Raw genomic sequence first — 24,516 nt, 5'->3', positions numbered from 1 at the left:
ACCGCCGGAGTGCTGCTGGCGATGGACCGGACGCGCCGGCCCGGACCTCAGCCCGCGGCGCTCTTCTTCAGCTTGCGGCGCTCGCGCTCGGACAGACCGCCCCAGATGCCGAAGCGCTCGTCGTTCATCAGCGCGGACTCCAGGCAGTCGTCGCGGACCTCGCACGTCAGGCAGACCTTCTTGGCCTCCCTGGTGGAGCCGCCCTTCTCGGGGAAGAACGCCTCGGGATCCGTCTGCGCGCACAACGCGCGGTCCTGCCAACCGAACTCCTCGCCCTCGGGCTCGAGAAGAAACAGTTCTGCTCTCATGGCTGACGCCCTTTCGACCCTGTTTTCAGAACTGAACGAGACACTTGATCAACATAACGACACTGTGGGAATTACATGCCTGTCGTACCCCGCAAGTCAAGCCCGGATCTGATATGGCCATTCCTCTTCCGGCAGGCTGTTCCTATGCCATCATCTGCGCCCACGCTCCGCCGTATCACCGTCCTCTCGGGCGGTGTCGGCGGGGCCCGCTTCATCCAGGGACTCCTCCACGGCCTCCGCACGGGTGTCGTGCCGGGCGGGTCCGCCGACACCGTGGTGACGGTCGTGGCCAACACCGCCGACGACTGGTGGATCCACGGCCTCAAGGTCTGCCCCGACCTCGACACCGTGATGTACACCCTCGGTGACGGCATCGACGTCGAGCGCGGGTGGGGTCGTCGCGACGAGACGTGGAGCGCCCGCACGGAGCTCGAGGCGTACGGCGTCGAGCCGACGTGGTTCGGCCTCGGGGACCGCGACATCGCGACCCACCTGGTCCGCACCCAGATGCTCGAGGCCGGCTACACGCTCTCGCAGGTCACCGAGGCGCTCTGCCGTCGCTGGCTCACGCCCGTGCACGGCGAGACCGTCCAGCTCCTCCCGATGACCGACGACCGGGTCGAGACCCACGTCGCCGTGGCCGACCCCGACAGCGCGAGCGGGCGCCGGGTGGTCCACTTCCAGGAGTACTGGGTGCGACTGCGCGCCGCGGTGCCGGCCGAGACGGTGCTCGCGGTCGGCCAGGACGCCGCGACGCCCGCGCCCGGCGTGCTCGAGGCCATCGGCGAGGCCGACCTCGTCGTGCTGCCGCCGTCCAACCCGGTGGTGTCGGTCGGCACCATCCTCGGGGTTCCCGGCGTCCGCGACGCGGTCCGCTCGACCCCCGCACCCGTCGTCGGCCTCTCCCCCATCGTCGGGTCCTCGCACGTGCACGGCATGGCGGCGCAGATGCTCACGAGCATCGGGGTCGAGGTCAGCGCCGGCGCGGTCGGCGCCCACTACGGCGCCCGCAGCGAGGGCGGCGTGCTCGACGGCTGGCTGGTCGACGAGCGCGACGCCGGGCAGCTGACCGGTCTGGAGCAGGCCGGGATCCGCGCCGCGGCCGTCCCCCTGATGATGTCCGGCCACGACGCCACCGCGGCGATGGCCGCGGCCGCCGTCTCGCTCGTCACCGACGGACCGGCGTGAGCAGCCGGCTCGAGGTGTGGGCCCCCGACGGGGTGCCCGAGGTCGCCGAGGGCGACGACCTCGCCGCGCTGGTGCTCGACTCCCTCCGCGGCGACGACGCGCTCGCCGACGGCGACGTGCTGTGCGTGACCAGCAAGGTGGTGAGCAAGGCCGAGGGCCGCGTGCGGGCGGGCGACCGCGACGCGGCCGTCGAGGAGGAGACGGTCCGCGTCGTCGCGCGCCGCGGGCCGGTCACCATCGTGCGCAACCGTCTCGGCCTCACCATGGCCGCTGCAGGGGTCGACGCCTCCAACGTGGCAGCCGGGTCGGTCGTGCTCCTCCCGGAGGACCCCGACGCCTCGGCGCGCGCGCTGCGCCACGAGGTGCACCGACGCACCGGCACCAACGTCGGGGTCGTGGTCACCGACACCTCGGGCCGTGCGTGGCGCGAGGGTCAGACCGACATCGCGATCGGGGCGGCCGGGCTGCTCGTCGCCGAGGACTTCGCCGGCCGCACCGACCCCCACGGCAACGCCCTGGCCGTCACCCTCCCTGCCGTGGCCGACGAGATCGCCGGGGCGGCGGAGCTCGCACAGGGCAAGCTGGCCGGGCGGCCGGTGGCGGTCGTCCGCGGGCGGGCCGACCTGGTGCTGCGGCCCGGCGAGGACGGCCCCGGGGCTGCGGCGCTGGTGCGCCCCGACGGTGGCGACCTGTTCGGCTGGGGCGCCCGCGAGGCCGTCGTACGCGCCCTGGCCGGTGACGACGCAGACCGGGCCCCGTTCGGGGCGCCCGCCGCAGCCCACGAGCTGCACTCCGCGGTCGGCCGGGTGGTCGGCGCCGGGCGGGCGCTCTCCTCCGCGCTCCCGCTGACCTTCGACGACGACGACGACGACGAGGAGGGCCGCGTCGTCCTGCACCTGCCGGGCGACTCGGACCACGCTGCAGTGGCCGCCGTGTGCTTCGCGCACGGGTGGCGGATCCGCGGGTGGGAGCGGGCCGGAAACGACGTCGTGTGCGACGTGTCACCCGCGACTACGTAGACTCTGCCAGCGCAGACGCATCCGTCGCGCCCAGCAGCACCCTCCAGCAGTCGACCGAGAGACACCGAGCACCGTGGCCAAGCAGGCAAAGACCGACCGTCAGGCGGTCATCGACTCCATCCGTTCCCAGCAGTCCAAGCGCGAGAACCGGCGCGGGGTGGCGATCGTGGGCGTGTGCGTCCTCGTCGCCGCGCTGATCGTGGGCGCCGCGGCGTTCAAGCCGATCAAGGACTGGTGGGACCTGCGGGCCTACGCCTCCGACTCGCTCGGCGAGATCGGCGCGAAGGCCTCGGTCTGCCAGGACGTCACCACCAAGACGGCCGAGGGCAGCCAGGACCACGTCGACGTCGGCACGCCGATGACCTACCCCGACGCCCCGCCGGCCTTCGGCCAGCACTGGAACATGTGGGACAGCATGGAGCGCAAGCTCTACACCGCCTCGGACCGCCCGGAGCTCGGCGAGCTCGTGCACAACCTCGAGCACGGCTTCACGATCCTCTGGTACGACGAGACCATCGCCGACGACTCCGACCAGATGGACGTCCTGCGGGGCATCGCCTCCAAGCTGCAGGGCACCGACAACCTGCGCGACAAGTTCAAGGCCGTGCCGTGGACCTCCGAGGACGGCAAGTCCTTCCCCAAGGGGCAGCACGTCGCACTGACGCACTGGTCGCTCGGTGGGGTCGGCGAGACCGACCCGTCCAAGCAGGTCGGCGTCTGGCAGTACTGCTCCGAGGTCAGCGGCTCCGCGCTGGAGACGTTCATGGAGGACTACCCCTACATGGACTCCCCGGAGCCCAACGCCGTCTGAGGGTCCCGATCCCGATGACCAGGCCGGGCGCGTCCGGCTCCCCCGCCACCTTCGCCGAGGTGCTCGCGGCGCAGCTGCGCCGCGAGCCCGGACGTCCGCTGGTGACGTTCTACGACCACGCGACCGACGAGCGGGTCGAGCTCTCGGTGACGACGTACGCCAACTGGGTGGCGAAGGCGTCCGGCCTGCTGACCGACGTCGCCGACCTCGAGCGCGGCATGTCGCTGCGCATCGACCTCCCGCCGCACTGGCTCTCACCGGTCTTCCTCGGCGCCGCGTGGACGGTCGGCCTCCGCGTCACCGCCTCCGACGACCCGGACGCCGTCGTGTGCGGACCCGACGGGCTGGACACGTGGGCACCCCGCGCGGGATCGATCCCGGTGCTCGCGTGCAGCCTGCGCCCGATGGGCGTGCGGTTCGCCGAGGCGCTCCCGGCCGGCGTGCTCGACGTGGGCGTGGAGATCTGGTCGCAGCCCGACGGCTTCACCGCGTGGGACCCGCCGACCGGCGACGACCTCGCCACCGACGACCTCACCCAGGCCCGGCTCTGGACGCACGACAGGACGGCCGCCGTCGGGAGTGTTCTCACCGACGGCGGCCGTCTTCTCTCGGTGGCCGACCCGGCTTCCCCACCAGGAATGGCCACCTTCACCGAGCCCCTCGGACGAGGCGGCTCGCTGGTCCTTGTCCGCAATCCCGACCCGGCTCGCCTGGACGACGTCCACGACGCCGAACGGGTGACTGCCCGGGCCTGATCGCGCTTCGCTGGGAGCCGGTCACCCGGCCAGGTCGAAGGCCCCCAGTCCCTCGCCCAGCACACGCGGGTGGGAGACGCCGGACTTGCGGCCGGAGTAGACGTACGCCACCCCGCTCGCGCGGTCGCGGACGATGTAGTCGCCCGATCCCTTGAGCGTCATGGCCTGGACCCCGAGCACCCAGTCGAAGCCGGAGAGGTCCGACGGCAGCCCGGCCCGAGATGGCACCACGCCGCCCTTGACGGCGACGGCCGCGCTGAAGCCGGAGCCGTTGCCGGGCCAGACCATCAACGCGCCGCCGGCCGGGGTCCCGATGAGGTCGGGCAGGCCGTCGCCGGTCACGTCGCCGACCGCCGTGAGCCCCTGGACCGGTGACCAGCCCTGGCTGATGACGGTGCCGGCGGCGAGCGCGCCGGTGCCGTTGCCGGCGAAGAGCCACAGCTGGCCCGAGCCGTCGCGCGTTAGCACGTCGCCGAAGCCGTCGCGGTTGACGTCGCCGGCGTTGAGGACGGTGACCATCCCGGCGAAGGAGACGCCGGTGTCGATCGGCGCGCCGAGCTCGAAGGTGTCGCGGTTGGCGACGACCACGAGCTGCTTGCCCGAGACGCCGATCAGGTCCGCACCGGCACCGCCGACCATGTTGGCTCCGGTGATCCAGCGCATCGTCTTGAGGTTCGTGGCGGGGCCCAGCGCGGCGCCGAACGTGCCGTCGCCGCGTCCGGGCATCAGCATGATGTTGCCCTTGGACGTGCGGGCGACCAGGTCGGAGCGCCCGTCCCCGTTGAAGTCGCCGGCGACGACGCGGTTGTAGCCGCTCCAGGACCCGGCGACGCGCTTGGGCGCGGCGAACCGGCCGGTGCCGTAGCCCGTCTGCAGGAACAGCCGGTTCTTGGTGCGCAGCAGGAGGTCGGCCCGCCCGTCGCCGTTGGCGTCGCCGGCGCCGATGATCTGCCGGTAGTTGCCGTAGCCCTTGCGGGTGACCTTGCGGGCGAAGCCGCCCTTCTCGGTCGCGAGCAGCGTGGTCAGGCGCCCCTTGAAGCGGGCCACGAGGTCGTTGCGGCCGTCACCGTTGATGTCACCGACGGCGGTGATCAGCGAGTAGCCGCGGAGCTTGAGCGTGCGGGTGGTCTTGCCGAACTTGCCGTTGCCCCTGCCGGCCCGCACCCGGACCACGCCGGACTTGTCGGACGTCACCAGGTCGGGCAGGCCGTCGCCGGTGAGGTCGGGCGAGACCAGCACCTCGGCGCGCTTGTCCCAGCCCTTCTTGCCCACGACCGTGCGCTTCTGGAAGGACGTCAGGCCACCGGTCGGCAGCACCAGGCCGCGGCCGTCGGCGGCGCGCCGCACGACGAGGTCCGGGTACGGCGAGGCGTCCAGGTTGTTCTGCGGAGCGGGCTCGGCGATGGGCACCTCGGTCGGCGGGGGCGGCGGCGTGACCACCGGCGCGGCCTGGGAGGCGTACGTCCGGATCAGCGGCAGCTGGGCGTAGAGGTACTTGCCCGGGCAGGCCGTCGAGCCGGCGTCGCGGTGCCCGTTGATCGCCTGGAACGTGCCGCGGCCGATCTTCTGCGACGTCGACGCCGGGTTGACGCCGTGCAGCGACAGCTTCCACGCGAAGAGCTGGCCGTAGGCGCGCAGCATCACGTCGGGCGGCTGGACGGTGTCGAAGTTGCCGATGGCCGACATCGCGAAGGAGTAGTCGTTGTAGTTGAGCGTGTGGGCGCCGACGACGGGCTTGTCGATGCCGCCGTAGCGACCCTCCCAGATGCGACCGAAGCGGTCGACGAGGAAGTTGTAGCCGATGTCGCTCCAGCCCCTCGACTTCACGTGGTAGGCGTAGATGCTGCGCAGGATCGCGGGCACCTGGGCCTCGGTGTAGTTGTTCGCGTTGACCGTGTGGTGGACGAAGCCGCCGCTGATCGTGCCGTAGCGCAGCGCGCTCTTGTTGCGGATGCTCTCGTCGGCGCCCCACTGGGCGCGGGAGTAGATCGTGGGCTGCGCGACGGTCTGCTTGCGCGCGGCCTGCAGGGTGATTCCCTCCGTCGCGGCGTCGGTGCCGTCCTGCTGCGCGTAGTCGTCGTCGTACGACGCACTGGGGTCCTCGTCGGCGGTGTCGGCCGGCGCCTCGGTCTCGGTCTTCGCGGCGGACCCGGGGTCGACCAGGGCGAGGGAGAGGTCGTCCGGCAGGGCGACACCGTCGGTGCGGGCCTCCACCTGGACGTCGTCGACGTCGCCGACGAAGGTCGGCTCGGTGCCGGGGCGGGCGGTCGCGGCCTCGGCACTGCCCGGGTCGGGTCCGTGCTCGTCGTGGTACTCCAGGTCCTCCCAGGCGCTCCACTCGTCGCCGCTGCGGGTGCGGACGCGGAGGGTGATCTGGTCCTCCTCGAGCTCCTCGCCGCTCTGCCACGTCACGCCGACCGCGCCGAAGGCGTCCATCGGCTGCGGGGTGCTGACCACGCGTGCCTCGGTGGCACCGCCTGCGACGGTGCGCCCGCGGAGACCGGCGAAGCCGCCGGCGGCACCGGTGAGCGGCACCTCGGTGACGTCCGGCGACACCGCCTTCGTGGGGACGGTCGCCGACATGAGCGCGGCGGGCGTGGCCGGAGCGGCAGCGGGGGCACCGGGCGCCTCCCCCACGATGTCGAGGGACACGACGCCGGAGGCGGGGGTGAGCACGACGAGCACGACACCGAGTGCCAGCACCTGCTGGCAGAAGGTGACGAGGCGGGCCTGAAGAGGACGCATGACAAGACTCCTGCTGTGTGGGGGAAGGTCACACAAGGCAGGAGTTTCACACCAGTCACATCAGTCACGGAAGGGTTTCTGAGTAACTACAACGTTGTAATTTCCAGTCGACACGCCGTTACATCCGTGTAATTCTCATCGATCATGCCACGAAATGCGTCGAGCGGTGCCTGAGCCACGTTCCCGGGCTGGGGAAGGTGGCTCATGCACGGCTGGGGAAGGTGGCTCATGCACCGCTCGGCGGAGGGGTCCTAGATGTCGCTGGCGAGCGCGTCGTCGCGCTCGTCCTCGGCACCTTCATCGCCGTCAGGCTCCTCGTCGTCGCCGTCGTAGTGGAGGTACTTGATCGCCGCGTCGACATCGCCGTCGAAGCCCACCCTCCCCTTGTCGAGCACGATCGCGCGGTCGCACATCTTCTTGACCGAGCCGGCGGAGTGGCTGACGTAGAACATCGTGATGCCCGAGTCGCGGATCTCGTTCATCCGCTTGAGGCACTTGCGCTTGAAGGGCCGATCCCCCACTGCCAGTACCTCGTCAGCGATGAAGATGTCGCAGTCGACGTGGACGGCGACGGAGAAGCCCAGGCGGGCGAACATGCCCGAGGAGTAGTTGCCGACCGGCGTGTCCATGAAACGACCGACATCGGCGAAGGCGGCGATGTCGTCGAACTTCGAGTCGGTCTCCTCCTTCGACATCCCCAGCATGGCGGCGTTCATGTAGATGTTCTCGCGCCCGCTCAGCTCGTTGTGGAACCCGGCTCCCGTCGCGATCAGTCCCGAGATCCGCCCACGGGTCAACACCTTCCCGTCGTCGGGAACCATCACACCGCTGACGAGCTTGAGCAGCGTGGACTTGCCTGAGCCGTTGAGACCCATCAACCCGATGGACTCGCCCTGGGCGACCTCGAAGGACACGCCGTCGAGCGCCTTGAAGGTCTCGCTGGAACGGTCGCCGCGGAAGCGGTTCTGGAGCACCTTCTTCAAGGTGCGGTGTGTCTGGTAGCGGAACGTCTTGGAGACGTTGTCGACGACGATCGAGGTGGTCATCAGAGTCGCTCCGGAACGGTCTTCTCCAAGCGGGAGAACACGAACTGTCCTACCGCCAGCAGCACCAGGCCGATGCCGAGCATGATGAAGCCGCGTGAGTAGAGGTCGTCGACGAAGTCCGGCAGCGTCGCTCCCGTGACCGGGTCGACGACACACGGTCCGTCACAGGTGGGGTACCAGAATCCGCGCTGGATGAGCATGACCGCCTCGGCGATGGGGTTTGCCACGTAGAGGTCATGGAACTTGAGCGGGATCCGCTCGCCGTCGGCGATGAGGTAGTAGGGGTACATCATCGGCACGGTGAACGGCACGATGTTCATGAACGTCTGCACGATCCGCTGGAAGTCGCGGAAGATCACGTTGACGCAGGAGAACATCAGGCCGAGCGCGGTGCCGTAGACCATGATCAGGACGAAGCCGAGCAGCGCTGCCGCCATCCCGACCGCGTCCGGCACCCAGAGCGGCCCGTCGCCGACCCAGCCGGTGACGACACATGCGATGACCAGGATGATCACCTGTGGGATCGCGTGCCACAACGAGACGAGCATCGAGGCGACCGGGAACATCTCGCGCGGCATCGCCATCTTGCCGATGACGCCCTTGTTGGACAGCAGCGAGCGGGTGCCGGAGGTGACCGACTCGGTGAAGTAGTTGACCAGCACCATGCCGGAGAACAGGTGGATGGCGAAGTTCTGCATTCCCGAGCCGCGACTCAGCAGCAGGCCGAAGACGAAGTAGAACGTCAGGAACCGGGTGAAGGGGTTGATGTAGGACCACGCGAGCCCGAACGCCGTGCCTGCGTACCGCGCCTTGATCTCTCGACGCACCATGAGCCGCAGCAGGTAACGACGGCGGAACACCTCGAGCACGCCGGAGGTGCGCGACGGCGCTGTCAGGGGCACGTGCGCCAAGTCGTGGCGCACCTCGACCGGTCGCCGGTCAGGACCCGGCTCGGAGGTCGAGGTGGCGCGGGACTGGCTCACGTACCCTCGCTCGTGTCGGGGGCGCGGTCCGCCGGGTCGGTCCAGGGGGCGAAGGTCTTCTCCCACGCCTCGGGAGAGGTGATCTCGCCGAGGGCGTCGCGGTACTGCTGGGCCAGGGCCGGCCACTCGCGACGGAATCGCCTGTGGATCTCGATCGTGCGCTTGAGCAGGTCGCGGTAGTGGGCCGGGTCGCGCTTGTAGAGGGCGACGGACGAGCCGTCGTTCATCGAGACCACCACGGAGTCGTACTTCGCGAGGTTGAACCAGCCGGCGTCCATCGCGGTCAGCTCGGTCTCCGGGTAGTCCTCGGCCATCTCGCGCACCGGGCGCAGCTGGCGCAGCGGCGCGAGGCCGGCAGCCAGCAGCGTGGCCTTGCGACCGGGGATCTCGATGTCGGACTTGCCCTTCTTGGGCGGCTTCTTGCGGCGCACCGGCGGCAGCTCGTCGCGGTCGGTGTGCAGCTGGGCGTCGGAGAACTGCTTGCGGAACGCGTTGATCTCCGCCAGCTTCGTGGCGAGCTCGCCGTGCAGGGCGTGCGGGCCCCGCAGCACGTCCTCCATCGCGAGGTGGCGCAGCTCCGCCGTGGAGTACTGCAGCGACGCGAGGTGCTTGATCTGGTGGTTGAGGCTCTCGCGCACCATCCGGCCGCCGCGCTCGTAGGGCGAGTGCAGCAGGGCGGCGATGATCCGGTTGCGGTGGTGGAAGTAGGACTGCCAGTCGACGCCGTCGTTCTTGTCGGTCCACGGCACGTGCCAGACCGCAGCGCCCGGGAAGGACACCGTCGGGTAGCCGGCCTGCTTGGCGCGCAGGCCGAACTCGGAGTCGTCCCACTTGATGAAGACCGGCAGCGACAGGCCGACCTCCTCCAGCACGACCCGCGGGATCAGGCACATGAACCAGCCGTTGAAGTCGACGTCGGCGCGCTTGTGCAGCCAGCGCGAGGAGCGCAGGTTGCGGGCGCCGAAGTCCCACTGGCTGTAGCCGTCGAGGCGGGTCTGCCACCAGAAGCGCCACGGCTGCACGATCTCGCCGAACGAGTGGAGCTCGGAGCGGCTGAAGAGGTTGAACATGTGGCCACCGACGATCGTCGGCCGCTTGGCCAGGTCGCCGAAGGTGACCGCGCGGATGATGCCCTCGGGCTCGCAGACGACGTCGTCGTCCATCATCATCGCGTAGGTCGCGGTGCCCTTGCGGACGCTCTCGAGCTGACCGCGGGCGTAGCCACCGGACCCACCCAGGTTGCCCTGCACGATCACGCGCAGCTTGTCGCCCAGGCCCGCCTCGGCGGCCGGGAAGTACTCGCTGTCGGTGACCTTGTCCTTGCCCTGGTCCATCACCATCACGGTGTCGAGGTAGGGCTGGAGCTCCTCCGCGTCGCCGAGCTGGCCCAGCAGCTGGGCGCTCATGTCGGGCAGCATCGTGGTGATGCAGACGTCGACCGTGCCGTGCTCGGCGCGGTCGGCCGGGACCTGAGCGGTCCACTCGGCCCCCTCGACGGTGGCGCCGTGGTCACCGGCGACGACGTCGTACCAGTACCAGCCGCCGTCGACGAACGGCTTGAGCGGCAGCGCGAAGGAGAACAGTCCGCGAGCGTCCTGCCCCTCCCCCTCGACGGTCACGGACTCCACGCGCTGGGCGTGGCCGCGCGCCATCGACTTGTAGACGGTCACGACGGAGCCCGCGCCGACGACCTCGACGGTCAGGTCGACGTCGGTGACGACGGTGTGGCGACGCCAGTAGGAGGCCGGGAAGGCGTTGAAGTAGGTGCCGAACGACAGCGGCTGCGACGGCCGGAGCTCCAGCGCGGTGCGCGAGCGGATCTGGTCGGGGTGCAGCTTCTTGCCGGTGGAGGTCGACTGGCGGATCGCCGCGTTGTTGAGGTCCTTGGCCGCCTTGTCTCCGCCGACCGCGTGGCGGTCGGTGTCGAGCTTGGCCTCCTCGAGGTCGACGTAGAGGGGGAAGACGTCGGTGTCGCGGTCGATCGGCATGATCTGCCGCTGCAGCAGCCGGGTGACGGTGGACGTGGTGCTCATGCGTCGATGCCTCCGCTCGTCAGCTCGGCGCCCTCGGTGAAGTGCGGCTTGAGCTTGTTGTCGTACATCGACAGGGCGGCCCCGATGGCCATGTGCATGTCGAGGTACTTGTAGGTGCCCAGGCGGCCGCCGAACAGGACCATCGGCTCGGCCTTGGCCAGCTCGCGGTACTTGAGCAGCTTGGCGCGGTCGTCGGCCGTGTTCACCGGGTAGTAGGGCTCGTCGCCCTCCTCGGCGAAGCGGCTGTACTCGTGGACGATCACGCTCTTGCCGGGCAGGTGGGTCTTCTCCCGCTCTGGGTGGAAGTGCTTGAACTCGATGATGCGCGTGTAGGGGACGTCCTGGTCGTTGTAGTTGACGACGCCGGTGCCCTGGAAGTCGTCGGTCTCGACGACGCTCTCCTCCAGGTCGACGGTGCGCCACGACAGCCGGCCCTCGGAGTTGCCGAAGTACTCGTCGACCGGGCCGGTGTAGATGATCGGCACCTTGCCCTTGTAGTGGTCGGCGACCTCGAAGAAGTCGGTCTCGAGGCGGACCTCGATGTTGGGGTGGTCGGCCATCCGGGTCAGCCACGCGGTGTAGCCGTCGACGGGCAGGCCCTCGTAGGTGTCGCTGAACCAGCCGTTCTGGAAGGTGTAGCGCACCGGGAGCCGGGTGATGATGTCCGCGCTCAGCTCGGTGGGGTCGGTCTGCCACTGCTTGCCGGTGTAGCCCTTGATGAACGCCTCGTAGAGCGGGCGGCCGATCAGGCTGATCGCCTTCTCCTCGAGGTTCGTCGCCGAGGCGGTGTCGAACTCGGCGGACTGCTCCGCGATCAGCGCGCGCGCCTCGTCGGGGGTGTGGCTCTTGCCGAAGAACTGGTTGATCAGCGCGAGGTTGAGCGGCAGGGAGTAGACCTGCCCCTGGTACTTGCCGAACACCTTGTGCCGGTAGTCGGTGAACGACGTGAAGCGGTTGGCGTACTCCCACACCCGCTCGTTGGAGGTGTGGAAGAGGTGCGCGCCGTACTTGTGCACCTCCACGTTGGTCTCCGGGTCACGCTCGGAGTAGGCGTTGCCGCCGAGGTGGTGGCGACGCTCGAGGATGAGCACGCGGAGACCGAGCTCCTCGGCGCACCGCTCGGCGATCGTGAGACCGAACAGCCCGGCGCCGACGATGACGAGGTCGGGAAGCTGCTCTGTGTCGTTCGTGGGGCCCTGGGACAAGGGATGAACTCCTTGGTTGAGAAACGCGGGGTGAGTCTATCGAGGGGGGCGTGCGGAAGCCGTCAGGCGGCGCATCCCCCGCGCCGAGGCCATGGCGCGGATCACGTTGCGGGCCTCGGCCCGCCCGCCCCGCACCGGGCTGAGCAGCACCACGACGAGGGTGATCAGCCACGGCTTCAGGCGCACCAGCACGTTCTCCCCGTGGCGCAGGTGCACCACGAAGAGGTTGCGGTACATGTAGAAGCCCTTCCAGCCCGACAGGTCGTGCTGCTGGTTGAAGTCGAGCTGGCGGACCAGGACGGCGTCGCGCACCGCCCAGATCCGGTGGCCGGCCCGTCGTGCGCGGACGGCGTACTCCGCGTCGTCGTAGAAGATGAAGAAGGAGGGGTCGGGGAAGCCGACCTCCTCGACCACGCTCCGGCGGGCCATGAAGCCCTCGAAGGCGACGTTGTGCACCTCGACGAGCTCCGGCATCGACGCGCGGTCGGCGTAGGTGCTGTCGACGGTGGACCGCTTCGGCTTGATCGCCAGCGGGTTGCGGAGGTCGAACTCGACGGCGGCCTTCTCGACCAGCGCGCCGGACAGGTCCTCGCGGGTCGCGATGAGGCAGTCCTCGTCGACGGCCATCAGCGCCTCGAGGCAGCCGCCAGCGGGCACCACGTCGTCGTCGATGAGCCAGACGCGGTCCCACCCGGCGTCGTACGCCGCTCGCACGCCGAGGTGGAAGCCGCCGGCACCGCCGAGGTTCTCCTCGCTCCAGGTGACGTGCAGTGGGAGGTCGTTGCGGGACTCGAGCACCTGCCGGGTGTGGTCGCTGCTCGCGTTGTCGACCACGATCACGGCGTCGGGACGGTGCGTCTGGGCGGCGAGGCCGTCGAGGAGCCGGGCGAGCAGGTCGGCGCGGTTGAAGGTGACCACGACGACCGCCACCGTCTCCGTCGGCCGGGCGGTCGGGGTCGTCACGACAGGAACCTCCGGTGGCCGTCGAAGTCACCGGCGATGCCGGCCCGCATGGCGCCGACGCTGAGCCGCAGCCGCGACAGGCTCGGTCGGGTGAAGGTGTAGAACCAGGCGGTCTTCACGACGAAGGCCAGCGCGTGCAGCGGGCCGCGGTAGTCGCGGAGGTTGACCAGATTGTTGCGGGCCATGCAGTAGTGCTTGAGGTCGCTCGGCGAGTCGTTGTAGGTCGTGCTGCCGAACATCATCGGCGTGCCGAGGTTGCCGACGCTGGGGTGGCGCACCGTCGCGGTGACCACCGTGGCGACGCGGGCCCCGGCCTCCTCCGCGCGCAGGCGGTACTCGTGGTCGTCGCCCCAGATGAAGAACTCCTCGCGGGGCAGGCCGATCAGGTCGACGAGCTCCTTGGTGACCAGGACCCCGTTGAAGGGGATCACGATCCCGTCGATCCGGTCCTTCTTCGCGGCGCGGCGCACGTCGTCCACCGCGTGCACGACGCGGGTGCTGCCGGGCAGGCGGATGGGGAACACGAGGCGGTCCGGGTCGGCCTCGTCGACCACCAGGGGGCCCCAGAAGTCGAGGTTGTCGGACTCCACGAGCAGCTGGTCGAGGCAGTCGACGTCGGGCAGGCCGTCGTCGTCCATCAGCCACACCAGGTCGGCGTCGCGGTCGATCGCCCACGCGAGCCCGTCGTGGAAGCCGCCCGCGCCGCCGCGGTTGGTCGTGAGGGTGCGTCCGCTGAGCGGCACCTCGCCGGTGGTCGGGCGGGCCGCGAGCCACTCCCCCGTGCCGTCGGACGACGCGTTGTCGACGACCAGCACCTCGGCCAGGCCGTCGACCTGCCCGAGGCGCTCCACGAGCTTCTGGAGCAGCCCGAGGCGGTTGAAGGTGACCACGACCGCGACGATGCGAGGCAGGGGTCCGGTGGTCACGGCGTACACACTAGGGGCGGCACGGGCGCGCTCAGCAAACCGCGCCGACGTCCTCCGACTGGTTGGCGGCGTAGCCCGTGGACAGCGAGCCGAGCGACCCGCCGGTGACGGCCGGGGGCGTGCTGGGCGACGTCGGGGCGGGCGGCGGCGCGGCAGCGCCCTGGTCCGTTGCCCCGTCGGCGGCGTCCGTGGTCGCCTCGTCCCCCGTGGTGTCGGTGGACTCGCTGGACTCGGTGTCGGCCGGCGCGGCCTCGGCGGTCTCGACGGGCTTCTCGGGCGCACGACCCTCCGCCTTCGCGACGGCGGCGGCGACCTTGGCGTGGACCAGGTCGATGTCGGGGTTCGCCGTGTTGATCATGGGCGGCACCAGCGACAGCGAGGCGATCTTCTGGCTCTTGGCCTTGAGAGCGAGGTCGACGAAGCGGTCGACCTCGCCGCGCGGGACGTTGGTGGAGACCATCGCCGAGCCGGCGCCGGCGATCTTCTCGAAGTTGCGCAGCGCCACCTGCGGGCTTACCTGCTGGAGCATCGCGCTCATCACGCACTTCTGGCGGGCCATGCGCGAGTAGTCGTCGGAGTCGTGACGCGCGCGGGCGAACCACAGCGTGTCCATGCCGTTCAGCGTGCGCGTGCCGGGCTCGATGTAGCGGAAGAACGAGTCGCTCGGCAGGCCGACGGGGATCCGCTGGCGCACGTTGAGCTCCACCCCGCCGACGGCGTCGACGAGGTCCTTGAAGCCCTCGAGGTTGACCATCGCCCAGTAGTTCATCTTCAGGCCGGTGATGCCCTCGACGCCCTCGATGGTCGCGTCGACGCCGGGGTTCTTCGACCCCTCGAACAGAGTCGCGTGGTCGAGCGCCCAGGTGGCGAGCCCGTTGAGGTACATCCCCTCCTCGTCGAAGCCGTCGGGGAACTGCTTCTCCATCACCGAGCCCTCGGGGAACGGGAAGTTCTGCATGTTGCGCGGCAGCGAGATCAGCACCGTCTTGCCGGTCTCCGCGTCGATGCTCGCCACGGTCATCGAGTCGGGCCGCAGGCCCCACCGGCCGGCTCCCGCGTCGCCGCCCATGAGCAGCACGTTGTAGCGGCCGTGGTGGGCGCCGACCGCCTCGCCGTTGCCGAACATCGAGATCATGAAGTCGCGCTGGACGGTGACGACGTGGGCGCCGAAGAGCAGGGCGCCGGCGACGCTGAAGCAGAGGAAGCCGTTGACGCCCACGATCGCGAGCCGGTGCTGGCGCTGCAGGGTCAGGGGCTGGCCGAGGCGCCAGGCGTCGACGAAGAGGTAGGCCCAGCCGACGGCGAGCGCCATCAGGCCGAGCCGCAGGACCTGCAGCAGCACCGTGCTGGTGCCGGCCCAGAACGCGAGCCCGTGCCAGAAGTACGACGTCACGACCGCGAGCACGCCGACGACGGCCAGCGTGAGCCAGGTCCACAGCGCGATGCGGCCCACCCTGCGGTTGCCGGACACCAGCTGGGCCGATCCCGGGAGGAACAGGGTCATCAGCATCAGCGTCAGCGCGCGGCGGAACCGGACGCGCTGGGCGCRGTCGACGGTGGTGAACCGCTGCTGGTGCGACCCGGGGGGCGGGACGGACGGCATCGGGTGGCCTCTCTCTGCTGGGGGAAGTCAGCCCGCCCAGTATCACCAGTCACACCCGTCCCACCCGGTCGCGACTCGCCGCAGTCCTCAGACTGTCGGCCCCGGCGTGAAGCGCTCGTCCATGGCCGCCCGGATCGCGGCGTCGGGCTCCCGATCGAGGTAGACCAGCCGGATCGCGTCCGGGTCGTCGTTGCCGGCGTCCGGCCCGCTCCAGCTCGCCGGATCGGCGTGGATGCGGTGGAAGTCCGCCAGGTCGTCCTGCACGGGCTGGTCCAGCCACAGCCGCTCGGTGCGGACGTGACGCCAGTCGCCCTGGCCTCCGCTCACGCCTCGCGGCCCTGGTCGATCTCCGTCTTGCGCGCCAGCCGGTGCGCGCGGCGGATCTCGGCCTCGCGCTGGCGTCGTACGTCACCGGCGGTCTCGGTCTCCAGGGGCGGCACGGGGCGCGGGTGCCCCTCCTCGTCGATGGCGACGAAGACGAAGTAGGCGCTGGCGACGTRCACCGGCTCGTCGCTCGCGTTGCCCCACGGCTGCGCCTCCACGCGCACGCCGATCTCCATCGAGGAGCGCCCGGCCCAGTTGACCTGGGAGTAGGTCTTGATGATGTCGCCGACGTGGACCGGTGCGAGGAAGGTCATCTCGTCCATCGCCGCGGTGACCGCCGGCCCACCGCTGTGCCGGTGCGCCACGGCGCCTGCCGTGGAGTCCGCCAGCTTCATGATCTCGCCGCCGTGGACGTTGCCCAGCAGGTTGGCCTCGCTCGAGTGGGCCATGATCCCGAGGCTCACCCGGCTGTACGACGTGGGGCGTCCTCGCTGGCTGGGATCGCTCATGGCCCGCACGGTAGCGTCATCGCCCATGGCTGATCGTCCGCAGGGCTCCGGGGTGCCCGAGAAGGGAACACCCGAGTACGACTGGCTCTACGGGAGCCAGTCCAAGAACCCGCCGAGCGACGCCACGCAGCGTGTCGAGGCGCAGCAGCCCCAGGGCGGCCGCCCCGACGAGACCCGGGTGATGCCGGTCGCCCGCCGCGAGGCACGCGGCTCGGGAGGCCAGCCGCCCACCCCCGCTCGTACGCCGGCGCCGGCGCCGCCGCCGCGACCGAAGAAGACGAAGAAGCGCGGCCGCCGGCTGGGCCTCGGCCTCATCCCCCTCGTGCTGATCCTGCTGCTCGTCTACCTCCTGGGCGTCCCGCTCTACCACTGGACGAAGATCGACAAGGTCGACGCCGCTCCCAGCGGGGACCGCCCCGGCGACCAGCCCGGCACCAACTACCTCATCGTCGGCTCCGACAAGGCCGACGACCTCACCGACGAGCAGCGCAAGGCGCTGCAGACCGGCGAGCGCGGCGGCACCAACACCGACACGATCATCGTGCTCCACACCGGCTCCGGCGGCCGCACGATGATGTCGATCCCCCGCGACACCCTCGTCGACGTCCCGGGCGGTGGCACGCAGATGATCAACGCCGCCTTCGCGAGCGGGGGCGCACCCCTGCTGGTCCAGCGGGTGGAGGCCCTGACCGGCATCCACATCGACCACTACGTCGAGCTCGGGTTCGGCAGCGTCATCAACACCGTCGACGCCTTCGGCGGGGTGGAGATCTGCCCGAAGCAGGACATGAAGGACCCGATGGCGCGGCTCGACATCAAGAAGGGGTGCCAGGAGGTCGACGGCCAGACCGCGCTGGCGTACTCGCGCTCGCGGCACGTGACGGCGCTCAGCGACCTCGACCGCGTCGCCCGCCAGCGCGAGGTGATCAGCGCGATCGGCGACGAGGCGCTCTCGCCGTGGACCTTCGTGAACCCGGTGCGCTACTGGCAGATCAACGACGCCGCGACCGGCGCGATCCGCATCGACGAGGACATGAACCCGTTCGACCTCGGCAGGTTCGCCCTCGCCATGACGGGTGAGAGCCAGACCTGCACGATGCCCAACCTGCCGGCGCCGAGCGACCCCAACCGGATCGTCGCCGACCCCGACCGGGCACCCGCGCTGTTCAACGCGATCATCGACGACTCCACGGTGCCGAAGAAGGCCTGCACGCCGACGGGCCGCGCCCGCCAGTAGGCGTCGTCCCTGCTCGACCCCCAGCGGTGGTCCAGCCACGTCCCGTGCTCCGGGAGGGTGGCTGGGCCACCGCTCGTGCGTCACCACTATTTCCCTTGTCCGGGCGTCGACCCCGGCGTACGATCACGATATATCGCGATACGTCACCGATACTCCACGACGTACCGCCCCACCAAACATCTCCACCCCACCATCTCCACCACACAAGGGAGCACCCCATGGGACACCAATGGCCCGGAGCCGACTACCCCGAGAGTCACGACGACAGCACGAACAACGGCGGCGGCGACCGGAGCGAGCGCGACTACCGCCGCCCGCCCGGCAACGACTGGACCACCTGGGGCCAGGCCCTCTCCGGAGGCGGCCGCGGCCGCCGCGCCGGCGGTCCCCCGCCGTGGCTCGGCGAGATCTTCGGCTTTGCGAACGCCCCGCAGCGTCCGACGCAGCGCGGCCCGCGGGTGCGCCGCGGTGACGTCCGCACCGCGATCATCGACGTGCTGCACCGCGCCCGGAAGGCCGACGAGTCGATCAACGGCTACCAGGTGATCCAGGAGATCGCCGAGCTCAGCAACGGCGAGTGGCGCCCCTCCCCCGGCTCGGTCTACCCGACCATCCAGCAGCTGCAGGACGAGGGCCTCGTGGAGTCCGACGACGAGCGCGGGCGACGCACGATCCGGCTCACCGACTCGGGCGCCGCCTGGGCCGAGGAGAACGGCACCGACCTCGCCGCCGTGTGGGCGCCCTTCGCCCGCACCGAGGAGGTCCCCTCGGAGCAGCCCTCCGGCCACGCCGACATCAAGAGCGAGATCGGGCAGGTCGTCAGCGCCGTCTGGCAGCTCGCCACCCAGGGCTCGGAGCAGCAGAAGAAGGCCGCCCTCGACGTGCTCGTCGACACCCGCCGCCGGCTCTACGGCATCCTCGCGGACGGACGGGACGGCGAGCGATGAACGCGCCCGATCCGCGCATGCGGATCGCCGACAGCGACCGCGAGCGCGCGATGGCCGACCTCGCGATGCACTACGCCGACGGACGCCTCGAGCACGAGGAGTACGACGAGCGGCTGGACGCCATCTGGACGGCACGGACCCGCGCCGACCTGGCGGTGCTCTTCAACGACCTGCCCCACCCGCAGGCCGCGCCGCCGCCGCGCACGATCGCGCGTTCATCCGGCAGGCCTGGTTCGCGGCGCAAGTTCCCGCTGCTCCCGGTGCTGGCCTTCCTGATCGTGCTGAGCGTGATCGCTGACGCGCCGTTGTTCCTGCTGATCTTCCCGCTGATGTGGTTCGCGCACCGCCGTCGCGGTCCGTGGGCGCCGCCCCCGCCGGGCCGCGCCGACTACCGGCGCCACGGGCGGCCGCACGGCTGGTAGACCAGCCACCCGCTGGGCGGTCCCGTCTGGGACGATGGGCCGGTGACCTGGGAGGCGAGGGTGGTGCGCGCGCGTGCGCCGTACGCCCTCGCCCGCGCCGTGGCGGCGACCACCGTCGCCGTCACCGGCGCGACCACGGCCCACACCTGGGCCGGCGGTGCCGTGCCCACCGGACCCGGTCTGGCGCTGGTCGCCGCCGTGGTCCTCGGCGCGAGCGTGCTGGTCTTCCGGCGCGGCGTGCCCGGGTGGGCCCTGCTGCCCGCAGTGGCCGCGGCCCAGCTCGGCGTCCACGAGTCGTTCGGCCTCGTGGCGTCCCACGACCACGCCGCCGCGGCCGCACCCGACCCGGGTTGGTCGTGGCAGATGGTCGGTGCCCACACCTTCGTCACCCTGCTGACGGCCGTGCTGTGGTGGGCCGGCCGGTTCGCGGCGTCGTACGCCGTCTCAGTCCACGCGCACCCGCCCGTCCCGGTCCGCACCCGCGCGCCGCGGCGGCCGTCCGGCGCCACCACGCGCTCCTCGCTCGTCCTCCTGCTCGTCTCCCCGCGGCGCGGTCCGCCCCTGGCGGTCCTGTCCGCCTGAGCCCGTCCGGGTCCAGGCGGTCACGCGACCCCAGACCCGCACCACACCCAGGAGAGACATGTCCATCCGCACGCTCGCACGCCTCGGCGCCTTCCCGGCCGCCACTGCCGCCATCGCCCTCTCGCTCGCCGCCCCGGCGAGCGCCCACGTCACCGCCACGCCGTCGACCGCCGCGGCGGGCGCCTACACCGTCGTCACGTTCAGCGTCGGCCACGGCTGCGAGGGCTCCCCCACCACGAAGATCGAGATCCAGGTCCCGGAGTCGGTGCTGTCGGTGACCCCGAGCCGCAACCCCTTCTACGACGTCGAGAAGACGATCGAGAAGCTCGACGAGCCGGTGGCCGACGCCCACGGCAACGAGGTGACCGAGCGCACCGCGTCGATCGTCTACACCGCCAGCACGCCGCTGCCAGACGGCGAGCGCGACGCCTTCGAGCTGTCCTTCCAGCTGCCGGACGCCGAGGGCGAGACCCTGAGCTTCCCGACGATCCAGACCTGCGAGAAGGGCGAGACCGGCTGGACCGAGGTCCCGGCCGACGGCCAGGACGCCGAGGAGCTCGAGAGCCCCGCACCGGCGTTCGAGATCGTGGCGGCCGAGGCCGGCGGCCACGATGACGACGCGGCTGCCGAGCCCGCCGCGGACGACGCCGCCGGGGCGGACGACACCGACGCGTCCGCCGACGCGTCGGCCGACGACGCGGGCGACTCCTCCTCGGCCCTCGGGTGGGCCGGTCTCGTGGCAGGCCTGCTCGGCCTGGCCGCCGGCGGTCTCGCCCTGGCCCGGACCCGCTCGTCGTCGTGACCTCCGCGGCGCGACCGGCGCGGCGGCCCCTGTCCCTCCCCCCGGGGTGGGCGCGGGTCGGCGTCGCGCTGGTCGCGCTCGCGCTCGTCGTGCTCGGGGCCGCACCGGCCTCGGCGCACGCCGAGCTGATCGCCACCGACCCGGCCGAGGGCTCCGTCCTGGAGACGGCCCCCGACACCGTCACGCTGACCTTCAACGAGCCGGTGCGGCTGACGTCGCAGGAGATCGCCGTCTACGACGCGGCGGGCGACGAGGTCGGCTCCACCGCCGGCTCCAGCGGCACGGAGGTGACCGTCGACCTCACCGGCGCGGCCGACCTCGCCGACGGCACCTACGTCGTGTCGTGGAACGTGCTCTCCGGCGACGGCCACCCCATCTCGGGCGCGCTGACCTTCTCGGTCGGCGCACCCTCCGCGTCGGTGACGGCTGCGCCCGAGCCACAGAGCTCCTCGACCGCGGTGACCGTCGTCCGCGACGTCGTCACGGTCGTCACCTACGTCGGGCTGCTGCTCGCGGCGGGTCTTGCCCTCTTCCTCGCCCTGGTCCTCCCCCGCACCTGGGCCGGCACCGAGACGCGTGCCCGGCTGCGCCGGCTGCTGAGGTACGCCGCGGGGGCCGGAGCCGCCGGCATCGTCCTGCAGGTCCCCGTCGCATCGGTCTACGGCCAGGGGCTCGAGCTCACGGACGTCGTGTCGGCGTTCGACCCCGGACTCGTCGGCAACGAGCTGCTGAGCGCCCTGCTGGTGCTGGTCGGGCTGGGCGTCGCGGCCTGGTCGTGCTCGACCGCCCCGCCGGACCGGACGCGCGGCTGGCTGCTGGTCGGCGGCGCCGTGGTGGCGCTCGTCGGACCGTCCCTGGTCGGGCACACCCGCGCCTTCTCCCCCTCGCCCCTGCTGGTCGCGGCCGACGCCCTCCACCTGCTGGCGGGTGCGACGTGGCTCGGCGGTCTCGTCGGGCTGGTGGTGTCGCTGCGGGCGCTCGCCGGACGCGAGGTCCTCGCGGCGACCACGCTCGCGCGCTTCTCGACCCTCGCCGGCGGGCTGCTGCTGGCGGTCGCCGCCACCGGCACCTTCCTCGCCTGGCGCATCGTCGGCTCGTGGTCCGGCCTGGTGGAGACCCGCTACGGCTGGCTGCTGCTCGCCAAGATCGCGATCGCGCTGCTGGTCGCGGCGCTCGGTGGCTGGAACCGCTGGCGCACCCTTCCGGCCGTCGAGCGCGCGGCCGGCTTCGGCGACCGCGAGGCCGCCGCCGCGGCCGTCACCCGCACCCTCCGGGTCGAGGCGGTGCTGCTCGTCGTCCTCCTCGGGGTCACCGGGTTCCTGGTCAACCAGTCACCACGCCCGGCGCCGGACACGGCCGAGTCCGGCACGACCGGGGTCGGCGTCGCAACGGCCGGCGACCTCCGCGTGCTGGCGGTGATGGACCCACGGCGTACGGGCTCCAACACGTTGCTCGTGCAGGTGCAGGACGCCGCGGGCGAGCCGTACGACCCGCCTGCGAACCCGGTCGTCACGCTGCGCACCGACGGCCTCGACCTCGGCACGGTCGTGGTGCGCCCGATCGCCGCGGGCACCTACCGGGGCGAGGTCGTGGTGCCGCGTGCCGGCGAGTGGGAGGTGCAGGTCGGTCTCGAGCTGAGCCGCTTCGACAACCCGGTCACGACGGTCACGCTGACTGTCGAACCGTGAGCTCCACCGGCACCGTGTGCAGGAAGCCGTCCACGCGCACCTGCGCGAACAGGCGGTAGTCGCCGGGGTCGGGGATCTCGGCGTGGAAGGTCAGCTCGGAGCCGTCCTGGGTGACCTCGGGCGGACCGAGCGGGTGCAGGTGCACCATCGCGCCGGTCTCGCGGTGGAAGCCGGTGACGTGGGCGTAGGCCCCGAGGTAGGTGCCGAGCTCGACCGGCCGGCCGGCGGCGTCGCGCACGACGAGGCGCAGCTCGCCGTTGGGTCCCGCCGTGGGGGCCTCGGCCACCGACACCGAGACCGCCCGGTCCTCGGCAGCCGTGTCGCCCGGGTCGCCCGGCGGGAGGGCGAGCGGGCGGCCCAGCACGACGTGGTCGCCGTTGCCGCCCTCGTCGACGGCGATGAACTCCGTGACGACCCGGTAGCCGCCGGCGTCCGGCACGTCGAAGGGCGCCGTCCAGCTGCCGTCCTCGTCGCGGGTGGGGTGCAGGTGGCGGAACACGGTCAGGTCGTCGTTGACGACGTAGAGGTGCAGCTCCTTGGTGAGCTCCTCGACGTAGTCGGTGACCGGCTCGCCCTCGTGGTCGTCGATGCGGAAGCGCAGCTCCCCGATGCCGTCGGGCTGCTCGCGGACCTGCAGGCCGGCGAGCGAGTAGCCGACCTCGCTGACGCTGGTGCCGTCGCCGACGGCCAGCGACGTGTGGCCCTGGCCCGGCGCGTGGGTGTGGCCCGCCTCGACCTGGCCGTCGTCGCTGCTCTCCCCCGAGCTGCACCCCGCCAGCAGGGCGCCGGCCAGCGCGAGCGGGAGGGCGTAGGAGACGACGGGCTTCACGCGCACGATCCTGCCTCACGGCGCCCCGCTGGTTTCGCCCGGTCGCGTCTGGGTAGCAGTGGCGTACCAGCCGGGGACTGACGAAGGGGACCACATGACCGTGATCGAGATGAAGATGGGCGCCATCTACCAGGCGTCCCACGACGTCCTGCCCGCGAAGGCTGCGGACTTCTCCGCACGCGCGGACGCCACGTCGGGGGCGATCGACCCGATCGTGGCCCAGCTCGCGCTCGCCGGCAACCACCCGGTCGCGGGTGACCTCGCCGACCTGTCGGTCGAGCTCTTCGTCCACCTGCGGTCGATGGTCCGGACCTTCAACGACAGCGCGACGGCGCTCGACGCGATCGCCGACGACTTCGTGGCCGTCGACGCGGACGCCGAGGCGTGGTTCGCCCAGCACCAGCAGTACGTCGGCGACCCCGAGCTCGCCCCCGAGCCCACCGCTCCGGAGGTGTGAGGTGAGCGGACTCATCGAGCAGCTGGACCCCCTCTTCACCGAGATCGTCGACGGCATCGGCGAGCTGGAGGGCAACGAGTCCTGCGCCGACCTGTTCGACAGCGAGCAGAACCGCCACGTCGAGGACGGCTGGTGCCACGAGCCGGGCTACTTCAAGATCCCGGGGTCGCACCCGTGGGAGACGCAGGCGCTCTACGTCGCGATGCACCCCACGCACCCCGACTGGTACGAGCAGACGGTGACCAACGCCGACCGCGAGCGGCTCATGCAGGAGGCCCTCACGACGACGTGGAACCAGAGCCACGACAGCTGGGTGAACAGCGCCGTGCCCACGGTCTACCGCAGCGCGAGCCAGGACGTCTGGGAGCCGGACCCCTCGGCGATGGAAGCACCCGTGCAGGCGCTGAGCGACCTGACGCGGTGGCTGGCCGGGCAGCTCGAGCCGGAGGCCGGGTGGACCAGCCCCGACGACCCCGAGGCGCCGCAGTGGCTCGCCGACCTGCGCCAGCACTGGCCGGCGACCTCCCAGAGCTCGGAGTCGTTCTACGACTTCTGGAACGACGTCAACGACAAGTGCAGCCTCTACCTCCACGCCGCTGCCCGTCTCGCGTCCTCCAGCGCCCAGGTCGGAGCCTGCCTCTCCGACTACCAGACCAACCTGCTCGAGGCGACCGAGAAGTGCCGTGACCGGGTCACGGAGGCGCTCCAGCAGTGGCAGGCGTGGAAGGACCGGAGCGGCGCCTGGCCGACGGGGGCGATGACGGACAACAGCGGCGCCAAGGACATCCTCGGCCACGTCAGCACCGTCACCGGGCTGGTCGCCCTGTTCCCGCCCGCGGCGGCGGTGAGCGGCGGCGTCAGCCTGGTCACGGGCCTCGTCACCTACATCATCCCGGACAAGAGCATCGAGATGGAGGTGCTCAGCGCCGCCACCGCCTCCGAGATCCACAACGGCTTCCTCAACGACCTCAAGCGGATCGCCGAGGAGATGGGCAAGGCGCTCGACGGCCTGCGCACCGAGCCGCCGGCCGACGCCGGCACCTTCGCGCACCAGGGCCTGGAGTCCTACGCCAACGACGTGGTCGCCAACCGGCGCGACTGGACGCCGCCCACGGTGCACATCTAGGGGTGGTC

Annotated in this window: 24 protein-coding genes; 12 read left to right on the top strand and 12 right to left on the bottom strand. The window is 71.2% G+C overall.

What is annotated here, in order from left to right:
• Nucleotides 1–47: 47 nt before the first annotated feature.
• Entirely contained in the window at nucleotides 48–308 is a 261-nt protein-coding gene (locus tag AC1DP1_RS15630; protein WP_191194914.1) for a WhiB family transcriptional regulator, read from the bottom strand.
• A 144-nt stretch (nucleotides 309–452) separates the two neighbouring features.
• On the opposite strand from AC1DP1_RS15630, the gene cofD reads away from it, so the two are divergent.
• The 4 genes from cofD (at nucleotide 453) to AC1DP1_RS15610 (ending at nucleotide 4,081) form a co-directional block, all read left to right on the top strand.
• A complete protein-coding gene (gene cofD, locus AC1DP1_RS15625; RefSeq protein ID WP_477507590.1) occupies nucleotides 453–1,496 on the top strand; it encodes a 2-phospho-L-lactate transferase in 1,044 nt (347 codons plus the stop codon).
• Entirely contained in the window at nucleotides 1,493–2,515 is a 1,023-nt protein-coding gene (gene cofE, locus AC1DP1_RS15620; RefSeq protein WP_477507589.1) for a coenzyme F420-0:L-glutamate ligase, read from the top strand. Before cofD ends, cofE begins: the two co-directional genes overlap by 4 nt.
• 73 nt (nucleotides 2,516–2,588) lie before the next feature.
• Nucleotides 2,589–3,326: a DUF3105 domain-containing protein gene (locus AC1DP1_RS15615; protein WP_457187408.1), complete on the top strand. Its 738-nt coding sequence runs from the start codon at nucleotides 2,589–2,591 to the stop codon at nucleotides 3,324–3,326.
• A 14-nt stretch (nucleotides 3,327–3,340) separates the two neighbouring features.
• Nucleotides 3,341–4,081, top strand: a complete 741-nt coding sequence (locus AC1DP1_RS15610; protein ID WP_477507588.1) for a TIGR03089 family protein — start codon at nucleotides 3,341–3,343, stop codon at nucleotides 4,079–4,081.
• A gap of 21 nt (nucleotides 4,082–4,102) precedes the next feature.
• On the opposite strand, the gene AC1DP1_RS15605 is transcribed toward AC1DP1_RS15610, so the two are convergent.
• From AC1DP1_RS15605 to AC1DP1_RS15560, 10 genes are all read right to left on the bottom strand, one after another.
• On the bottom strand, nucleotides 4,103–6,826 hold the full coding sequence (locus AC1DP1_RS15605; RefSeq protein WP_477507587.1) for an FG-GAP-like repeat-containing protein: 2,724 nt from the start codon (nucleotides 6,824–6,826) through the stop codon (nucleotides 4,103–4,105).
• A gap of 251 nt (nucleotides 6,827–7,077) precedes the next feature.
• The gene (locus tag AC1DP1_RS15600; protein WP_477507586.1) at nucleotides 7,078–7,872 is read right to left on the bottom strand and encodes an ABC transporter ATP-binding protein; all 795 of its coding nucleotides are present in this window, start codon (nucleotides 7,870–7,872) and stop codon (nucleotides 7,078–7,080) included.
• Nucleotides 7,872–8,855, bottom strand: coding sequence for an ABC transporter permease (locus AC1DP1_RS15595; protein ID WP_477507585.1), 984 nt, complete (start codon nucleotides 8,853–8,855; stop codon nucleotides 7,872–7,874). The genes AC1DP1_RS15600 and AC1DP1_RS15595 overlap by 1 nt, the downstream gene beginning before the upstream one ends.
• Nucleotides 8,852–10,888 (bottom strand): glycosyltransferase, encoded by a 2,037-nt coding sequence (locus tag AC1DP1_RS15590; RefSeq protein WP_477507584.1) that lies wholly within the window; start codon nucleotides 10,886–10,888, stop codon nucleotides 8,852–8,854. Before AC1DP1_RS15590 ends, AC1DP1_RS15595 begins: the two co-directional genes overlap by 4 nt.
• Nucleotides 10,885–12,093, bottom strand: coding sequence for a UDP-galactopyranose mutase (gene glf, locus AC1DP1_RS15585; protein WP_457186204.1), 1,209 nt, complete (start codon nucleotides 12,091–12,093; stop codon nucleotides 10,885–10,887). The genes AC1DP1_RS15590 and glf overlap by 4 nt, the downstream gene beginning before the upstream one ends.
• 36 nt (nucleotides 12,094–12,129) lie before the next feature.
• Complete coding sequence (locus tag AC1DP1_RS15580) at nucleotides 12,130–13,056, bottom strand: glycosyltransferase family 2 protein (RefSeq protein WP_477507583.1); 927 nt, start codon at nucleotides 13,054–13,056, stop codon at nucleotides 12,130–12,132.
• Nucleotides 13,053–13,982 (bottom strand): glycosyltransferase family 2 protein, encoded by a 930-nt coding sequence (locus AC1DP1_RS15575; RefSeq protein ID WP_477507582.1) that lies wholly within the window; start codon nucleotides 13,980–13,982, stop codon nucleotides 13,053–13,055. The genes AC1DP1_RS15580 and AC1DP1_RS15575 overlap by 4 nt, the downstream gene beginning before the upstream one ends.
• Before the next feature lie 31 nt (nucleotides 13,983–14,013).
• The gene (locus AC1DP1_RS15570) at nucleotides 14,014–15,585 is read right to left on the bottom strand and encodes an LCP family protein (RefSeq protein WP_477507581.1); all 1,572 of its coding nucleotides are present in this window, start codon (nucleotides 15,583–15,585) and stop codon (nucleotides 14,014–14,016) included.
• 87 nt (nucleotides 15,586–15,672) lie between these two features.
• The gene (locus tag AC1DP1_RS15565; RefSeq protein WP_477507580.1) at nucleotides 15,673–15,912 is read right to left on the bottom strand and encodes a hypothetical protein; all 240 of its coding nucleotides are present in this window, start codon (nucleotides 15,910–15,912) and stop codon (nucleotides 15,673–15,675) included.
• Nucleotides 15,909–16,418 (bottom strand): acyl-CoA thioesterase, encoded by a 510-nt coding sequence (locus tag AC1DP1_RS15560; RefSeq protein ID WP_477507579.1) that lies wholly within the window; start codon nucleotides 16,416–16,418, stop codon nucleotides 15,909–15,911. Before AC1DP1_RS15560 ends, AC1DP1_RS15565 begins: the two co-directional genes overlap by 4 nt.
• 25 nt (nucleotides 16,419–16,443) lie before the next feature.
• Here AC1DP1_RS15560 and AC1DP1_RS15555 point away from each other — a divergent pair, with 25 nt between their 5' ends.
• The 6 genes from AC1DP1_RS15555 (at nucleotide 16,444) to AC1DP1_RS15530 (ending at nucleotide 22,096) form a co-directional block, all read left to right on the top strand.
• Nucleotides 16,444–17,655, top strand: coding sequence for an LCP family protein (locus AC1DP1_RS15555; protein WP_477507578.1), 1,212 nt, complete (start codon nucleotides 16,444–16,446; stop codon nucleotides 17,653–17,655).
• Nucleotides 17,656–17,873: 218 nt separating this feature from the next.
• Complete coding sequence (locus tag AC1DP1_RS15550) at nucleotides 17,874–18,602, top strand: PadR family transcriptional regulator (RefSeq protein ID WP_477507577.1); 729 nt, start codon at nucleotides 17,874–17,876, stop codon at nucleotides 18,600–18,602.
• A 17-nt stretch (nucleotides 18,603–18,619) separates the two neighbouring features.
• Nucleotides 18,620–19,024 (top strand): DUF1707 SHOCT-like domain-containing protein, encoded by a 405-nt coding sequence (locus tag AC1DP1_RS15545; RefSeq protein WP_477507576.1) that lies wholly within the window; start codon nucleotides 18,620–18,622, stop codon nucleotides 19,022–19,024.
• A 42-nt stretch (nucleotides 19,025–19,066) separates the two neighbouring features.
• Nucleotides 19,067–19,606, top strand: a complete 540-nt coding sequence (locus AC1DP1_RS15540; RefSeq protein ID WP_477507575.1) for a hypothetical protein — start codon at nucleotides 19,067–19,069, stop codon at nucleotides 19,604–19,606.
• A gap of 58 nt (nucleotides 19,607–19,664) precedes the next feature.
• Nucleotides 19,665–20,408: a YcnI family copper-binding membrane protein gene (locus AC1DP1_RS15535; protein WP_477507574.1), complete on the top strand. Its 744-nt coding sequence runs from the start codon at nucleotides 19,665–19,667 to the stop codon at nucleotides 20,406–20,408.
• The gene (locus tag AC1DP1_RS15530) at nucleotides 20,405–22,096 is read left to right on the top strand and encodes a copper resistance CopC/CopD family protein (RefSeq protein ID WP_477507573.1); all 1,692 of its coding nucleotides are present in this window, start codon (nucleotides 20,405–20,407) and stop codon (nucleotides 22,094–22,096) included. Before AC1DP1_RS15535 ends, AC1DP1_RS15530 begins: the two co-directional genes overlap by 4 nt.
• On the opposite strand, the gene AC1DP1_RS15525 is transcribed toward AC1DP1_RS15530, so the two are convergent.
• On the bottom strand, nucleotides 22,074–22,925 hold the full coding sequence (locus tag AC1DP1_RS15525) for a hypothetical protein (protein WP_477507572.1): 852 nt from the start codon (nucleotides 22,923–22,925) through the stop codon (nucleotides 22,074–22,076). The genes AC1DP1_RS15530 and AC1DP1_RS15525 overlap by 23 nt on opposite strands.
• Before the next feature lie 94 nt (nucleotides 22,926–23,019).
• Here AC1DP1_RS15525 and AC1DP1_RS15520 point away from each other — a divergent pair, with 94 nt between their 5' ends.
• Complete coding sequence (locus AC1DP1_RS15520; RefSeq protein ID WP_477507571.1) at nucleotides 23,020–23,382, top strand: hypothetical protein; 363 nt, start codon at nucleotides 23,020–23,022, stop codon at nucleotides 23,380–23,382.
• A gap of 1 nt (nucleotide 23,383) precedes the next feature.
• Entirely contained in the window at nucleotides 23,384–24,508 is a 1,125-nt protein-coding gene (locus AC1DP1_RS15515) for a hypothetical protein (RefSeq protein ID WP_477507570.1), read from the top strand.
• Nucleotides 24,509–24,516 lie beyond the last annotated feature (8 nt).

The organism is Nocardioides sp. P4_G10 (genome assembly GCF_056401175.1).
This window is presented reverse-complemented; position numbering and strand designations above follow the sequence as displayed.

What these genes read in the sequence shown, in the direction of transcription:
- AC1DP1_RS15600 (WP_477507586.1), bottom strand. Translation starts at nt 7,872, where the DNA reads ATGACCACCTCGATCGTCGTCGACAACGTCTCCAAGACGTTCCGCTAC.
- AC1DP1_RS15630 (WP_191194914.1), bottom strand. Translation starts at nt 308, where the DNA reads ATGAGAGCAGAACTGTTTCTTCTCGAGCCCGAGGGCGAGGAGTTCGGT.
- AC1DP1_RS15545 (WP_477507576.1), top strand. Translation starts at nt 18,620, where the DNA reads ATGCGGATCGCCGACAGCGACCGCGAGCGCGCGATGGCCGACCTCGCG.
- cofD (WP_477507590.1), top strand. Translation starts at nt 453, where the DNA reads ATGCCATCATCTGCGCCCACGCTCCGCCGTATCACCGTCCTCTCGGGC.
- AC1DP1_RS15550 (WP_477507577.1), top strand. Translation starts at nt 17,874, where the DNA reads ATGGGACACCAATGGCCCGGAGCCGACTACCCCGAGAGTCACGACGAC.
- AC1DP1_RS15520 (WP_477507571.1), top strand. Translation starts at nt 23,020, where the DNA reads ATGACCGTGATCGAGATGAAGATGGGCGCCATCTACCAGGCGTCCCAC.
- AC1DP1_RS15590 (WP_477507584.1), bottom strand. Translation starts at nt 10,888, where the DNA reads ATGAGCACCACGTCCACCGTCACCCGGCTGCTGCAGCGGCAGATCATG.
- AC1DP1_RS15535 (WP_477507574.1), top strand. Translation starts at nt 19,665, where the DNA reads ATGTCCATCCGCACGCTCGCACGCCTCGGCGCCTTCCCGGCCGCCACT.
- AC1DP1_RS15610 (WP_477507588.1), top strand. Translation starts at nt 3,341, where the DNA reads ATGACCAGGCCGGGCGCGTCCGGCTCCCCCGCCACCTTCGCCGAGGTG.
- AC1DP1_RS15555 (WP_477507578.1), top strand. Translation starts at nt 16,444, where the DNA reads ATGGCTGATCGTCCGCAGGGCTCCGGGGTGCCCGAGAAGGGAACACCC.
- AC1DP1_RS15605 (WP_477507587.1), bottom strand. Translation starts at nt 6,826, where the DNA reads ATGCGTCCTCTTCAGGCCCGCCTCGTCACCTTCTGCCAGCAGGTGCTG.